At 42.3% G+C, this 15,764-nt stretch carries 14 protein-coding genes; 6 read left to right on the forward strand and 8 right to left on the reverse strand.

What is annotated here, in order from left to right; translation table 11 throughout:
- Position 1 precedes the first annotated feature (1 nt).
- Positions 2–4,261 carry a tetratricopeptide repeat protein gene (locus RM347_RS10720; RefSeq protein WP_322721809.1) on the forward strand — a complete coding sequence of 1,420 codons (4,260 nt, stop codon included), beginning with the start codon at positions 2–4 and terminating at the stop codon, positions 4,259–4,261.
- A 56-nt stretch (positions 4,262–4,317) separates the two neighbouring features.
- Here the strand turns inward: RM347_RS10720 and RM347_RS10725 are convergent, their stop codons facing one another.
- The 3 genes from RM347_RS10725 to RM347_RS10735 all read right to left on the reverse strand — a co-directional run bounded on the left by RM347_RS10725 (position 4,318) and on the right by RM347_RS10735 (position 8,242).
- The gene (locus RM347_RS10725) at positions 4,318–6,312 is read right to left on the reverse strand and encodes an amylo-alpha-1,6-glucosidase (RefSeq protein ID WP_322721810.1); all 1,995 of its coding nucleotides are present in this window, start codon (positions 6,310–6,312) and stop codon (positions 4,318–4,320) included.
- Between the two features lie 186 nt (positions 6,313–6,498).
- Positions 6,499–7,140 carry a GNAT family N-acetyltransferase gene (locus RM347_RS10730; RefSeq protein ID WP_322721811.1) on the reverse strand — a complete coding sequence of 214 codons (642 nt, stop codon included), beginning with the start codon at positions 7,138–7,140 and terminating at the stop codon, positions 6,499–6,501.
- Positions 7,141–7,441: 301 nt separating this feature from the next.
- A complete protein-coding gene (locus RM347_RS10735) occupies positions 7,442–8,242 on the reverse strand; it encodes a PD-(D/E)XK nuclease family protein (RefSeq protein WP_322721812.1) in 801 nt (266 codons plus the stop codon).
- A gap of 433 nt (positions 8,243–8,675) precedes the next feature.
- Here RM347_RS10735 and RM347_RS10740 point away from each other — a divergent pair, with 433 nt between their 5' ends.
- Positions 8,676–8,822, forward strand: coding sequence for a WD40 repeat domain-containing protein (locus RM347_RS10740; RefSeq protein ID WP_322721813.1), 147 nt, complete (start codon positions 8,676–8,678; stop codon positions 8,820–8,822).
- Here the strand turns inward: RM347_RS10740 and RM347_RS10745 are convergent.
- From RM347_RS10745 to def, 3 genes are read right to left on the reverse strand one after another with little or no spacing between them, the layout of a single operon-like run.
- Positions 8,758–8,967 carry a hypothetical protein gene (locus tag RM347_RS10745; RefSeq protein ID WP_322721996.1) on the reverse strand — a complete coding sequence of 70 codons (210 nt, stop codon included), beginning with the start codon at positions 8,965–8,967 and terminating at the stop codon, positions 8,758–8,760. The genes RM347_RS10740 and RM347_RS10745 overlap by 65 nt on opposite strands.
- Before the next feature lie 28 nt (positions 8,968–8,995).
- Positions 8,996–9,199, reverse strand: coding sequence for a hypothetical protein (locus RM347_RS10750; protein WP_196513910.1), 204 nt, complete (start codon positions 9,197–9,199; stop codon positions 8,996–8,998).
- 10 nt (positions 9,200–9,209) lie between these two features.
- Positions 9,210–9,773, reverse strand: coding sequence for a peptide deformylase (gene def, locus RM347_RS10755; RefSeq protein ID WP_322721814.1), 564 nt, complete (start codon positions 9,771–9,773; stop codon positions 9,210–9,212).
- Positions 9,774–10,189: 416 nt separating this feature from the next.
- Here def and RM347_RS10760 point away from each other — a divergent pair, with 416 nt between their 5' ends.
- From RM347_RS10760 to RM347_RS10775, 4 genes are all read left to right on the forward strand, one after another.
- Entirely contained in the window at positions 10,190–11,092 is a 903-nt protein-coding gene (locus RM347_RS10760; protein WP_322721815.1) for a cell division protein FtsX, read from the forward strand.
- A 42-nt stretch (positions 11,093–11,134) separates the two neighbouring features.
- Positions 11,135–11,944, forward strand: coding sequence for a DUF3598 family protein (locus RM347_RS10765; protein ID WP_322721816.1), 810 nt, complete (start codon positions 11,135–11,137; stop codon positions 11,942–11,944).
- Between the two features lie 16 nt (positions 11,945–11,960).
- Positions 11,961–13,472, forward strand: coding sequence for a BamA/TamA family outer membrane protein (locus RM347_RS10770; protein WP_322721817.1), 1,512 nt, complete (start codon positions 11,961–11,963; stop codon positions 13,470–13,472).
- Positions 13,473–13,628: 156 nt separating this feature from the next.
- On the forward strand, positions 13,629–14,645 hold the full coding sequence (locus tag RM347_RS10775; protein WP_322721818.1) for an isopenicillin N synthase family dioxygenase: 1,017 nt from the start codon (positions 13,629–13,631) through the stop codon (positions 14,643–14,645).
- Here RM347_RS10775 and RM347_RS10780 read toward each other — a convergent pair.
- Positions 14,642–15,004, reverse strand: a complete 363-nt coding sequence (locus tag RM347_RS10780; RefSeq protein WP_322721819.1) for a hypothetical protein — start codon at positions 15,002–15,004, stop codon at positions 14,642–14,644. The two genes, RM347_RS10775 and RM347_RS10780, sit on opposite strands and share 4 nt — an antisense overlap.
- A gap of 620 nt (positions 15,005–15,624) precedes the next feature.
- The gene (locus RM347_RS10785; protein ID WP_322721820.1) at positions 15,625–15,762 is read right to left on the reverse strand and encodes a hypothetical protein; all 138 of its coding nucleotides are present in this window, start codon (positions 15,760–15,762) and stop codon (positions 15,625–15,627) included.
- Between the last annotated feature and the right edge of the window lie 2 nt (positions 15,763–15,764).

Here is a 15,764-nt window from a genome sequence, read left to right on the forward strand (position 1 = left end):
TGTGCAAACGCTTTACATCAAATTAGTACCGCTTGAAAAGCATTTTGTAGAATTGCGTTATGCAGTAGGACATCCAGCAAGATATGAAACACAACAGCTTGATGTATCGTCAATTGAAAACTTAATTCAGAAGGCAAAAGGTACCCAGCAACGTCCCTTACGGATTTTATTCATGGCAACATCGCCAGAGGATGTAGCACCAACACTCGATTTTGAGCGGGAAGAGGCTCAAATTTTGACAGCAACAAGAGATATTCCTCTCGATTTACGAGTGGAAGAAAGTGGTTGTATTGCAGAACTAAGCAAACTCTGGGGACGTTATCGTGAACCATTCGACGTTTTTCACCTGACAGGACATGCATCTATTAAGAATGAGCAACCATTTTTTATTACAGAAACTGAAACTGGGGAACTCCGTGCTGCTTACGCATCAGAGATTGCTTCAGCTTTAAGATTTCGCATACCACAACTAGTGTTTTTATCAGGCTGCCGAACAGGTGAAGCGGCAAGTGATGGTGCAGTATCTTCTTTAGCTGAATCATTAATTGAGCAAGGTTGTCGAGCCGTTTTAGGATGGGGACGACCGATCGCAGATGTAGTAGCAACACAAGCCGCAGCATATCTCTACAGCAAACTAGCTGCCGGGTATGAACTTTCGGAGGCACTTGCCAGTACTTATCAATATCTACGAGAGGCTAAGGTAGAGGATTGGCACCTACTTAGGCTTTATATCCGAGGTCAGTGTCCAAAAGCATTGGTTGAACCATTAGGCGATCAGGTATGGTTGCCAGAAGAACCGATTTATGAACAGTTTCTAGATTCGCAGGGAATTGTTCGGGTTGCCACAGCACAGGAGTTTGTAGGAAGACGCAGAACAATGCAACGTAGCTTGAGAGCATTACGGGCAGCAGATAAGTTAGGTGTAATTTTATATGGTTTAGGTGGAGTTGGTAAAAGCACTGTTGCAGCAAGGCTTTTAGAGCGTTTACAAGGCTATGACGAAATTTTTATCTATCAGCAATTAGATCAGGATAAGCTGCTAAGGCAGCTTGCTGAACAATGTCTTTCAGCAACGGGACAGGAAATTTTACAAAGTAATCTGCCACTCACGCAAAAGTTAACCAAATTCTTACGAGAAGGACTGAATGAGCAAGCGCAGAGACTAATCTTTGTTCTTGATGACTTTGAAGCAAACCTAGAATTGAGAACAGACGGTAGCGCAGTCTTAAAGCCTGAAGCTGTAGCAGTCTTGATATCTTTGTTGAAAGCAATAACTCAATCGCGTCTTCCACATCGGATTATTATTACATCCAGATATGATTTTTTACTTCCAGAGCTAAATCAGCGATTCTATCGAGAGCAGTTAGCTGCCTTATCAGGTAGTGATCTACAGAAAAAATGTAACCGTTTAGTATCTTTTGCACCTGGTTCTGAAATCGATGGAGAGTTACAACTCAAAGCTTTGGGAACTTCGGCAGGTAATCCTCGTTTATTGGAGTGGTTAAACAAAGTTTTACAAGTGCAACAAGTTGGTAAAACACAAATACTAGAACAGGTAGAGAAAACCACCCAAGAGTTCCGTGAAAGTATTCTGGCAGAGGAATTACTAAATCGACAACCAATTAAATTGCAACGAATGCTTGGGTTTAGCTTGGTTTATCAGTTACCAGTGCCTCAGTCTGCAATAGAAGTCCTTTGTCCAAAAACTTTCGATGTAAATAGCTATATTTCTAGAGCAGTTGCATTAGGTTTACTTGAGTGTATACATTCTCAACAAGAAACTTTGTACTATGTTCCACGAATTATAGAGCCGCTTCTTGATTTTCCTAAAGATTCCATAGAATTATACAGAACTGCTGCGAAACATTTAGATACAATATGGTTTTTCAAAGGTTTTGAAAAGATTATAGAGGCAGAGGAAAAAGTATCAGAAAGCTCTCTTATTAATGATCCCTTTGAGCAATCTATGCCTACTGATAGGTTGTTTGAGTTGTATCGACTTGCAACAGCAGCTTTGAATCCGGACTTATTAACTAGAGCAAATTGGTTTTTAGTCATGCGGCTCAACCGGCAAGGAAGGTACAGAGAAGTAGCGGCACTATGTAAATTTGTCCGTGACGGAGCGTATGGTTATTTAGGGATTCATATTATCTCTTTTAGACTCCTCTACTATTTAGCAAGAGCGCAAGAACATATTGGTGAAGTAGAAGAAGCTTTGCATAACTATCAAGAAGCAATAAAATTTTGTTCTGATGAATATGAAACTGAAAAAGCTTCAATCCTTCATGATTTAGGCGATTTATACGTTAAGCAAGGTAAATATCATGAGGCGCTGAATATATGTCAGCAGGTTATTAAGATTGATGAGAAAGATAACAATAAGCTCGGCAAAGCTAAGTCTCTTAGTCAAATGGCAGATATCAAGAGAGAATTAGGTGAACCTGAAGAAGCACTCAAGTTATATATGGAAGTACTAGAACTTACTCAAGAAACAGGAGATAAAAATTTTCTCTATACTGTACAAAATAACATTGCTACTCTTCAAGTTGATCTTGGTCAAACTGATGCTTGGGATAATCTATTACCAAGTTTAGTTTCACACAAAACGCAGTCTCAAAACCTTGCGGATACAATTATACTCCTCAGCAATACGGCATCCCTAAGACTACAACAAGGTGAAATAGAAGAGGCAAGAAAGATTTTTGAACACTTAAAAGACTTACTGCCCCAAATTGATAACTCTTGGCTACAAGCACTGCTTTTGCATAATCTAGCCACTTTCCGCTCAGATTGTGGTGATCGAGAGCTTGCTTTAGAGCTTTACAATCAAGCTCTCGAACTGCACAGAAATAATGGCGATCAACCGCGTGAAGCAATGACACTTCAGGAGATAGGTATTCTCTATGAGCGTCAAAATAATATCAGTGAAGCTTTGAAGTTTCTCGAAGATTCTTACGAGTTGGCTTTGAAGATTGGGAATAAAGACACTCAAGCCCATGTTTTGCCACGAATCGCATCAATACTGATTGATCAAGATAATTTAGATGATGCCGAAGAAAAATTAAATACAGCTTTAGCAGTAGTCAATCAATTTAACAATCCAAAACATCATGCCCTTACCCTTAGAGAAATGGGACGGCTTCAAATAAAACAGAAAAAATATGATGCAGGAGCAGATTCTTTAAGGCAAGCTTTAGAAAAATGCAGTTTAGTTGTTGATGTTATTCTTCGAGCTACTATTCTCAAGCTTTTAGGAGAGGTTCTTTCCTTTATTGGTGAAGTAGATGTAGCAATTGAGCATTTAACAGAATCCCTCAATATTTATCAAAAACTAAAATTGACTAAAGATGTCGAAGAACTTAGAGGGCTAATTAAGAATACTCAACTAAAAAAGCCTGTACAGTTGTATCAAGCAGCAGCAACCGAAGCAGAAAAAGGTAATGCGAAAGCGGCGCTTGATTTACTTGAGCAAGCCCTACCTATGATTGAACAACTTGGTGATGAAGAAATGAGGGCACGTATTTTGTTATCAATGGGAAACCTTTTGATACATGAAGGAGACTTTACGGAGGGTGTTAAAAGAGCATCACAAGCGATTGAGATTGCCAAACAGCATAATCTTCCTGAGAGAGAAAAGATAGAAAATATTGCCCTTGCAGTACAGTACGAAAAACTCAGACACCTTTTTGATTCGGCTCAGGAAAAATGCGAAAGCCAAGAATTTGAAGAAGTATTGAATTTAGCTTACCAATGTTTAGAACTTTCAGAAATATTAAAGGATGTTCACTGGTGTTCAGAAGTTTTATCAATGCTTGGTCAAATCAAGGCACATCAGGGCGATTATCAAGGTGGAGTACAAGATTTGGAAAGGGCGGTTTCTTTGGCTCAAGAAAATCAACTTGATGGAGTTGACGAATTACAGGAAATAATTTTCGTAGTAAAGAACAATGAGGCAGTTTGCTTATATGAACAAGCTAATTTTGCTGCTCAACAAGGAAATATAGAAGAGGCAATTGAACTTGCTCGAAAAGCGTATGAATTTCAGTGCAGTATCAATCATAAAAACAGCCAACCTGCTACTTTAGGATTGCTGGGACAACTATTGCTAGCCCAAAATAAATCCGATGAAGGATTAAAGCAGCTACAGCAAGCATTAGATATTGCCCAAGAGCTACAAGCACAAGAAATTATAGATCAGCTTCAAGAGATGATTTCCGTATTTTCCAGGGATATTGAAGACAAAGATATTGGTGGTGAGTAATTATAGAGTTTTATGCGATCGCACCATAACCATTAAACCGCTCTTTAAGTCCTGAGTTATTCCCTAGATGAACTCGCTGTCGCCAACCAAGCACGCAAAACCTCTGCTACTGTCCACGCTTGGGCAATACATCCCCGTGGAGTCATCGGAGCATCACCATCAAAAATTTCGCTGAGACTACCAACACCGTGTGCTTTGAGATGATTAGCCATTGGTTCCAAAAATTGACGAGCCTGCTCAGGATTTTTGTAGACGCGCAGGTGTGCTAAGACGAAGGGCCCCAACAACCAACCCCAAACTGTCCCCTGGTGGTAAGCTCCATCACGTTGATACTGATTGCCACCGTATTTACCTTGATATTGGGGATGGTCAGGGGCTAGCGAACGCAACCCGTGAGAAGTCAGCAGCATTCGCCCGCAAGCTTCCACCACACTCCTTTGCTGGGCAGGTGTTAGTGGGCTTTCTGGTAATGACACAGCAAATATTTGGTTAGGACGCAACGCCGCATCATCACCATCAGGACTGTCTAGAACGTCATAACAATAACCTGTCTGGTCATTCCAGAAGCGAGAGAATCTATACTGAGCACGGTCTGCCATTGCCTCATATTCTTGGTGTGGTTTACCAAGCTGACGGGCAAACTTTGCCATTGTCCGTAAAGCATTATACCAGAGGACATTAACTTCAATCGGTTTGCCAATTCGGGGCGTAACTACCCAATCGTCAACTTTGGCATCCATCCAAGTCAGTTGCACAGCTGCAACACCTGCATAAAGTAAGCCATCGGCTGCATCGAGGTGGATGTTGTAGCGTGTACCGCGACAGTGCCAATTAATGATGTCTGCAAGTATTGGAAAGAGTTCACCAAGCAAATTATCATCGTCTGTAGCGCTGTAGTAGGCGCGGACTGCTTCAAAGTACCAGAGAGTGGCATCGACTGTATTATATTCTGGTTGCTCAGCTGCATCGGGAAAGCGATTTGGTAACATTCCCTGGTCTACGTATCTGGCAAAGGTGCGAAGAATCGAGCGTGCTACCTCTGGGCGACCAGTGGAAATTGTCAAACCAGGTAGACTAATCATGGTGTCGCGTCCCCAGTCGCTAAACCAGTGATAACCAGCGATGATGGTTTTACCGTGGGGGTCTTCTGGCAATGAGCGATCGACAATAAACTGGTCAGCAGCTAGTACTAAGTGGTTGATCCAGCTAGGTAATTCCTTAGTGTTGAGCGATTGATTAGTTTTCCAAAATCCTGTTAGCTTCTGCTCTTGAGCGCGACGTAACTTAAGTGTGGCTTCGCCATTGAGATTTGGTTGTTTTTCTGTGCTGGCTACAAACGCGATCGCTTCCCCAGGATTCAGTGTAACTTCAAAGGTGGCGGCGTGGAGATGGTCTTCTTTATCTCTCAATCCTCGATAGCGTTCAACTGCTAAGTCAAAGCCATAATACCAATTGTGGGCAACAGATGCACTACCGCGCTCGCTCAACAGATACAGTGGTACAGCACCCGCATAAGCAGTTACACAAATCCCCTGCTCCACCTGCTCAACAGACATCTGCCAATCATTGCTTTGAGTGTCGCTGTGATAATCGCGGTAGTTGACCATTGCTTTGAGTGTCAACTTCAGTGGTTGGGTGGCACGACGCAGAGTATATTGGACATAAGTTGTGTTAGCGCCTTGTTGCATCCACACCCGTTTTTCTAATAAGGCATCGGCAACAGCAAAACGCCATACAGGAATTGCACCTTCCAGAGAAAAACGTTCAATATGTTGATAACCGTGGGGACTGACAATACCATCTGCCCAACGATTGGTGTCTAGAGAATAAGAGCGATCGCTATACAATACAGTTTCATCTAGTTTTGCCACCATTAAGGTACGACCCAGAGGTGGTTTCAATGCTGCTACTAGTAATCCGTGATAGCGACGGGTCAATAAACCAGCCACAGTCCCAGAGGCGTAACCACCAATACCGTTAGTAACTAACCACTCCCGCGATTCTGCAATGTCAAGATTGCCGCAAATTTCCCGCCCAAATTCTATACACATAAGTCACGTCGCTTTGCTCTAAATTCAAAATTCAAAATTTCCATAAATTTAATTGCTCTGTATGCTTTTCTGTTTCGGTCAACACTCTCCTTAGAATCAATATCTGGATTATCGATTATGAATTTTCTACTATACGGAAAGTGGTATTAAAAGTTGATAATAGAGCATTCTAATTCCTAAATTTTGTTAGATTGGAGATTGATCCTCAGTTATTTGAGATTCATTCACTAGAGGATTGAGGATGACTTCATTAGCTACACTATCAGGCTTACGGGCACGAATTGCTGGACGCGATCGCCTATAACCGGCTCTTTCAGCTTTTTGGTGTTCGTAATCAATTAATCTGCCATAATATTCATGCTTGCTTAAATTCATCGACAAGAAAATATGCTGGCGGATATTACCAAAACCTTTGCGATTAAAAAACTTTAATGCTGAAGTATTGGTGGGGTCAGTGTCTACCAGCATAAACCGCGCTCCATCTTCAATCATGCGGGCGACAACTTTATCAACCAACTTATCTGCTACTCCCCGACGCTGGAACTTCGGACTAACTCCCAGCCATAAAATGTATCCATAAGTCCAGGATGCTTTGGTGATGATCGTTCCCAAAATGAATCCCGCTAATTCCCCGTCTGTCTCAGCCACAAGACAGTATTCGGGATCGGTGTTGTAAAGTCCAATCACCTCCCATTCGTCCCAGGTACGGTATAAATAAGGATATAAATCGCTGGTAAATAACCCTTCTCCCAAGTGGTAAACGGGAGCAATGTCATCAATTCCTAATTCCCGCACATAAATGGCTTCAGTTTCGTCAAAGCTTGACATAAATTTAGAAGTTGTAATTTATTTACATAGATGATTCCAGAATTTTAGCGATATCAACAAAACATTTATTATAAGAAGATTTATTTTGTCAGCTAACACCACTATGTTAAATTTTAGCGACAAAGAATTTTAAAAGATGTCAATGGAGGATAGAGCATTTGTCACCGAGTTTAGCTCTTTTAATGAAAATGCTTTCAAATGCTTTAGATTTAAAAAAAGGAGTTTATATCACTTTTTGGTTTTCCACAAGAGTCTACAGGTATAAAGAATCTGTTTTAGCAACAAAATCCTGCGGATAAAATCAAAGTGAGACTTCTTGAATGCTGTCAAAATTTGGCAATGAGTCTTTCACTGCTTCTTCAGTAGCTTGTATGCGAGCGCACCGTTTGGCAAACTGACAATAATCACAGATTTTGCTCCCATCCACCACTTGGGGAAACTGCTGGTTATTTTGGTAATTTTCTAGCCAATTAGTTAACTGGCTTAATAGTTGATTAAGTTTCTTTCCTGTTTGTGTGTGTTGAGCAGTATTGTAATCAAATTTAATATTTTGCGGTTTGCCCTCAGATTGGACAAACCAATAAGTCATGGAAATATTTTCTGGCAAATAGTCGCTAGTTTCTGCTAATACATACAGATAAAGCCGTGTTTGCCAGTTGGATTCTAACTTGCGTTTGTTGGGTGGTTTAGGATAAGTTTTCCAGTCGAGAATTTGCGCTTGTTGGTTATCTGCAATCAATAAATCATAGATAACCGTCAGCAAATAGTTCTGAACTTGCAGAGTGCGGTAGTGTTCACTTTCACGGAAAGTTTGATTCTCAGATGTAGTCGTTAAGATTTCTGGGGCTGCATCGGCAAAACCTAGCATCCAGCTTTGCAGTTGAGCATCTGCTTGGAGGAAACTATCAATTGGCAAACCCATTTCTCGCTGCTGCATTAGCAAGTGAAAACGACTACCCAAAGTTTGCCGTTCTTCTTGTTCTGGATTTGAGGGCGAATTGAGTTGTTCTAGGTAAGTATGTTGAAATTTACGCGGACAAGCTTCTAGTAAGTTCAGTTGTCCTTGAGACAGTCGCAGTAATTGAGTGGGAGTTGACAGCATTCTTCTATTTTAGAAGTAAATTATAATCTGCAACTCACCTTTGGCAGACTATCTGTAAAAAACAGGTATTTGGGTATTGCAATAATTCGCGAAAAATTATGACATTTAGTCTGTAAAGTTTAGCTATTCAGGCTAAAGCTATAATCCTGAAACTCGACTTTTGTCACTGTTAAACGGGGTGAAATGAGGTGATTCCGAAAGTTATAGCGGCTGCCAGACTGGTTAGGACAAGTCTGCTATGAACCAATACGGTTCAGTTAAGGAAAATTGTAGGTTGGGTTAAGCAAAGCGCAACCCAACAAAGCCCCGAAAATGTTGGGTTTCGTTCCTCAACCCAACCTACAATTTTCAAGGTTTTTGGCGTTAACTGAACCGTATTGTGCTATGAACGGTAAAATTATGGGATGTCCATAATGGCAAGTACCTTAAAACTTTGCAGAGGGCGAATTGGGTAAGGTCAGTTGCCTTTAGTCCCGATAGTAAAACCCTGATTAGTAGTAGCCAAGATAAGACAATTAAGCTTTGGGATGTATTGACGGGTGAGTGCCTAAAAACACTGCGTAGGCGTAGCCCGTCGTAGTCATCGCCAAGACCCTACGAATGAATATGACTGGGATTACAGGGTTAACCGCAGCGCAGTTAGTGAGGCTAAAAGCTTTAGGGGCAGTGGAAGATGGCGAGGAGAAATAAAAGGTAAAAGAATGAATTTTGCCTTTTTCCTTCATCCTTTTACCTTTTTCATGTACCTGATGCTTATTTCATGTTAGCCCTTGCGTCCTTCACTGCGGCAAAGAAAAATAATCCTGTGAGTGGAATGCTCAATGCCAGGATAATCGCCGTGGCTGTGACACCAAAATCTGGTTGTCCGTAACTGAGTTCAAAAATCGAACCGACAGCTGCGATCGCACTTACACAAGAACCACCCAGAAATAAACCGCTTTTTGGAGTTAAATACACTACTAGTCCCCTATGCTATTGGTTTCACCGCTTGATACGAGAAGCCATTCTTAGATAGCTCCTGGGCTAAAGTCAAGGAGTTTTCTACACGGTCTACAAATACGACACCGTTGAGGTGATCCATCTCGTGCTGAATGCAGCGTCCCAGGAGGTCATTAGCCTTTAATGTCCGGGGACGACCATACTCGTCTTTATAGGCAATTTCCACGACTTCGGGGCGCTTTACGTCTAGGTATACGTTAGGAATGCTCAAGCATCCTTCTTGGGCAACAGAGATGTCGCGGCTGACTTGTTTAATAGTGGGGTTAATCAACACCAAAGGCTGATTAGCTGCATTCTCTGGTTCCAAGTCGATGACAACTAGTTGTTTGTGAATTCCCACTTGGGGTGCAGCCAAACCAATGCCATCTTTGCTATACATAGTTTGCAGCATTTCGCGCACCAGTTGGCGAAGTTCGTCATCAACTTTAGAAATCCGCTTTGCAGCTTGACGCAGCACGCGATCGCCTAAATAATGAAGCTCCAAAGGTGGATTTTTTAACTTTTTTTTCTCTACAGCAATTTCAGAGGGCATGAGTCTCGATGGCTAGGTGGTGAAAATTCGTACTATTTTAATTCTATCAAGCTCCTCACTAGTACAGCACGGCGGAAATCCATACCATCTCAATTAACCAGACAAGTTGATCTGAGCAACTGGTTAAAGCTAGGCAAACTCTGATAATGTTTTTGGCTCTTACCCCATTAAAAGTTTGGGCGTTGCAGAACAGGGGGATGAATTAAGGCAAGCAGGGGAGGCAGGGGGAGAATTTTCGAAGTTGCTAAATCATCCCGCCACTATGCAGCGCCAAAGTTTGCAGTGTCGAGTATAAATGGTGGTGTTATCTCACGCAGAGGCACAGCAAAAAGTCTGAGACGCAGAACTAATTTCCAATAAAATGCTGTGATTGCGTTCTTTCATTTTGAATTTGGAATTACTTATTGGGGTGATTTGTGTTTAAATCTCTGACGAAACTTGACTATCTGCTCAAAGAAACTTTCCTCGGTTTAATGCGCGGAGGTTGGATGAATTGGGCCGCTGTAAGTACTGTGACGGTGTTACTGTTTTTATTCGGCTTGAGTCTGCAAACCTCTTGGCAAGTCGAAAAACTCCTCTATCAGTTTGGTAGCCAGCTAGAAGTATCAGTTTATCTCGAACCGGATACGCAGATTCAAGGCATTGAGCCACTGATCGCAAAAATGCCAGAGGTGGCGGCGATACAATCTATTACCAAAGAGGAAGCTTGGACTAAGTTAGTTAAGGAAATGAGAATTTCTGATATTGAGGGTGCTACCCAGCAGCTAGGTGAGAATCCTCTGGTTGATGAGATGAAGGTGAAAGCGCGTAATTCTCAAGTTGTGCCAAATTTAGCAACGCAGTTAGCTAAATTACCAGGAGTTGAGACGGTGCAGTATGTCGATGAAGCAGTCAAACGTATTGCCCAATTGCACCAAGGTCTGAACTGGATTACTTTAACAATTACGATTATTCTGACTTTAACAGCGATCGCAGTCACTACCACCACAATTCGGCTGATTGTCATGGCGCGACGCCAGGAAATTGAAATTATGCAACTAGTGGGAGCGACTTCTGCTTGGATTTATCTCCCATTTATTTTACAAGGAATTGCTTTTGGGTTAGTTGGTGGTGCGATCGCTTGGAGTTTCATTTCTGTGATTCAACAGTTTCTCGGTAAGTTGCTAGTCAATCAACCTGAGTTTATCCAAGTCATCACCAACAGGGTGCAACTTACTCCAGGAGAAATTTTATTATTGCCCCTGATTCTTTTGAGTTTCGGTGCAGCTGTAGGATTAATGGGAAGCTTATTTGCTGTCCGACGTTTTGCTAAAGGTTAGGCATTGGGCATGGGTGGGTAAAGGACAAAGGGAGAAATTGTTATGAAATCGCAATGGGAATGTTTTTTGCAGAATCTCGGTGTTTGGGAAGGTTCATTTACCAATTTTTCTCCTCAAGGGACACTTCTGAATGATACTCCTAGCCGTCTTGCCCTAGAAGGTTTGAACAATAACCAAACCGTGCGCTTAACTCTGTGCCGTTCGGGACGAGATGATTTAGTCAAAGAATATAGTTCTCTGGGGCGGAGTTTGCTGTTTTTTGAAAATGGTTCATTTTCTGAAGGTGTAATTCAGCTAGGGCCGTTTTCCGAATTCGGTGGAGAACTCGCCTTTGTTCATGAAAATCGCCGCTTGCGTCTGGTGCAACTATTTGATAATACTGGTCAGCTAAAGGAACTCATCTTAATTCGAGAACATCTAGCTGGAACCCCAGCAGCAGAACGTCCACCCTTGCAGATAAATGACTTGTTGGGAGAATGGCAAGGTCAAGCTGTGACAATATATCCAGATTGGCGATCGCCTGATACTTACTCTACAACCTTAAAATTACAACTAGATGATACTGGGCGATTAATTCAAAGTACCTCTTTTGCAGAACGCACAATTACCTCAACTGCTACCATCAAAGGCCCCATCGTTCTTTTTGATCAAGACCCAGAAAAGCAGGTGCAAGTATTACTGTTACCAGATGGCGCTTCTACAACTTCTCCTCTCAAGGTGCAGTTACGTCAACCATTTTTTCTGGAAGTGGGTTGGTTAATTCAGCCAAACCTGCGCCAGCGGATGATTCGCAGTTACAACGAGAAAGGCGAATGGGCTAGTCTGACATTGGTTACTGAAGAAAGGGTGTAATCACAAAGCTGTATTTATGCGTATTCAAATAGCTCTAGTTGCGATCGCAGTAATGTTAGTGGGTGGGGAAAATCCAGAGGCCCTTGCAGACTTGCAATCTTCTATTGAGGATGGCGCTGGTAATATTCTGATGCCAGAAGCTTCGTTACAGACAGAGGGAGGATATGCGAAATATGGTGATTATATAGGATCGACTCCAGGAGAAACCCAGTCTGTCGAGTTTTCCCAGAGAATTGTCAAAGACATCCAGATTCGTTTTACTAATGATAAAGATGAGTTACTCGATGACAAAGGTCAGCCGATCAAAGGGCGTACTCAGAAAGATTTTATCATTGGTCTGCTGAAACTCAAACCTGGCCAGGTATTCCGTGAAGATTTATTGGAAGCAGACTTGCAACGATTGAGGAGATTAGAGTCATTTAATGAAGTCAATGTTTATCGAGAAGAAGATGCCAATAGCGTTAATATCATCTATGAAATCAAAGAGCGTCGCTTCCCTTCTCTAATCTTAGGAGGCGGTGAGAACGAGGATGTTGGGCTATACGGTCAGGTGGGTTATAAAGATGAAAATATCAGCGGTCTTAACGATAAATTAGATACAACTTTGCAAATCAGCGGTAAAGATGTCCAGTTTAATGGTCAGTTTACTAGTCGTTATCGTCTTGACGAACCAAACCGCTTAGGCTACAGCATTAGAGGCTTTCGTAGTCGTAATATATCGGGAACCTTCAACGAAGATATCAGATTGGCTAACGGCGACAAAGTGCGCGAGGGAAGGTTTGGCGGTTCTGTGGGAGTTTTAAAATCTTTTGATGAGTGGGATGCAGCTATAAACCTTAATTACACCAGAATTAGCCTACGCGATCGCGAATATAACGTTGCACAGGTCGATAGATTAGGGAGTCCTTTATCTGTGAGCGGTACTGGCATTGATGACTTATTTACATTATCCTTTGCTGTATCCAGAGATCAACGCGATCGCCGAGAAAATCCAACTCAAGGTTCAATCCTCACCCTCAGTACAGAACAAGCGATTCCCATTGGACTGGGTAATATTTCCAGCAATCGCTTACAGGGAGATTATATTCAGTATTTACCAGTTAGTTGGATAGGTAATGGTAGACCAACCGACAATCCAGAAATGTTGGCGATTAATTTACAAATTGGTACGACTATCGGAAACTTTCCACCAGCCGATGCTTTTAATATTGGTGGACTGGATTCTGTCAGGGGTTATGGTTATGGAAAAGTTGCTAGTGGTCGGAGTTATGGTTTAGCTTCTGTGGAATATCGGTTCCCCATTTTTCAGTCAATCGGAGGAGTTCTTTTTACTGACCTCGCTTCTGATTTCGGGTCTGGCGAAACCGTACTAGGAGAACCAGGAGTGCTGCGAAACAAACCTGGGAGTGGCTTTGGTTACGGCTTAGGATTGCGAGTCAAGTCATCCTTGGGGCTGATTCGAGGCGACTTAGGAATTAGCGACCAAGGAGAAGTTACATTTGAAGTTACTACAGGTCAGCGATTTTAACAGCATGACTAGGGGAACATCCCACTTTTGCAAAATCTAACAATCTTCCGTCATTGCGAGGAACGAAGCAATCCCAGCCATTGCGATTGCTTCGTTCCTCGCAATGACATGTTAAATTTTATTATTTCATCAAAAAATAAAAACTAGGATGCACCTATGACTAGCTTGCAAGTTGTAGACGAAGGGTTTTCACACGTCCCGATTATTGATATCAGCGCCTTGGTTTCTGGAAAAGGCGATCTCTATTCTGTGGCATCACAAATCAGCCAAGCGTGTCAAGAATCAGGTTTTTTCTATATTATCGGGCATGGCGTGGACGAAAATTTGCAGCAACGACTCGAAGAACTCAGTCGCCAGTTTTTCGCCCAGGATTTAGAAACTAAACTGAAAATCCGCATGGCTTTGGCTGGTATTGCATGGCGAGGTTATTTCCCCGTTGGTGGCGAACTGACATCCGGTAAACCCGACTTGAAGGAAGGTATTTACTTTGGTGTCGAATTGGGAGAAGAACACCCACTAGTGCAAGCTGGTACTCCTATGCATGGTTCCAACCTCTTCCCCGCCAACATCCCCCAATTTGGCGAGACAGTGCTTGAATATATGGAGGCGATGACCAACTTGGGACACACTCTGATGACTGGTATTGCCCTGAGTTTGGGATTGGAAGCATCCTATTTTGCTCACCGTTACACCTCAGATCCCTTAGTGTTGTTTCGCATCTTCAATTATCCTCCAAATTTATCACCGTCAGATGGTGAGCCAATATGGGGCGTTGGCGAACATACTGATTATGGCGTTCTGACCATTCTCAAGCAAGACGACTCAGGCGGATTACAAGTTAAATCTAAGTCACGTTGGGTTGCTGCGCCTCCCGTTCCCGGTTCCTTTGTGTGCAACATCGGCGATATGCTAGAGAAGATGACGGCAGGTTTATATCGTTCTACACCTCATCGCGTGCAGAACCAATCCCAAAATCATCGCCTTTCGTTCCCCTTCTTTTTCGATCCCAATTTCGATGTCGAAGTGAAACCGATTGAATTAGATAAAATAGTGGCGAATGATAATATAGGCGATCGCTGGGATAAAGCTAACGTTCATGATTTTCGCGGAACCTATGGTGATTATGTGTTGAGTAAGGTGTCTAAGGTTTTTCCCGAATTGCAGCGATCTTAGCTTGTAGGCAAAGCCACGCTTTGACGCACAATACGCTTGCGGTCGCTTTTCCGAATACCTCCAGCCATCTGATATTCATGGCTATTGTTACCAAATTTATAAGCAATACCACGCAAAATTTTATCAGAGTAGTCTGCCAAATCTTTTTCATTTTCGACGATCTGGGTTAGCAAGACATCGATAGTGGAGAGGGTGGTATTGTATGCTTCTATAGATTTTCGTAGGCTTTCAATTTTTATAGTATAATCTTTCACCGTTAAACCTTCTCCGACATCGAGACTTTGACTGATAGATTTAATGCTTGCTAGACGGACTTCAGCCTTGTCAAGAGCACGTGAATTGCGTTTTTGCCTTGCCATAATTAATACTCATTTCCTGAATTTCTCATATCTCTATGGTGGACAATTGTATAAAAAGTTGTCATACGTAAAATTGTTGATTTTTCAAAAAAATCTAAAACTTAAGTGACTGACAGTAGTTTTTACATCTTTGAACCACATTTATTGTCGGGACACAGCACTGCTGTGCTGCAAAAGCATATTTTATATACGTGAAAATAGGTGTAACGCAAGTATGTTTTTGCTAACGTGAAGACGGGAGCTACTACAGGCTGCGCGAAACACTGAAACGTGAAAACGGGAGCTACTACAGGGAAGACGGGAGCTACTACAGGCTGCGCGTAATACTGAAACGTCAAGGCGGGAGCTACTACAGGGAAGACGGAAGCTCTTGGAAGTAGAGCGTAACGCAATACGGTTCAGTTAGCGCCAAAAACCTTGAAAATTGTAGGTTGGGTTGAGGAACGAAACCCAACATTTTCGGGGCTTTGTTGGGTTGCGCTTTGCTTAACCCAACCTACAATTTTCCTTAACTGAACCGTATTGGAGCGTAACGCACCAAATATTTAAGAATAGAGCGATACCTTCTCTGCGAGACGCTACGCGTAGCTTGCTTCCCCGTAGGGGTACGGTAAGCTACGCTAACGCACCTCAAGTTTTTCTTTTATGGCGATCGCTCCATTTTCACTTAGACTTCTGTTGTAGGGTGCGTTGCGCTTGGCGCAACGCACCGACCCATGATCAACAATACTTTGCGATCGCCCCTCAAGTTTCCCCAAAG

It is taken from the genome of Nostoc sp. ChiQUE02, assembly GCF_034531305.2.
In the GTDB taxonomy this organism is placed as follows: Bacteria; Cyanobacteriota; Cyanobacteriia; order Cyanobacteriales; family Nostocaceae; genus Nostoc.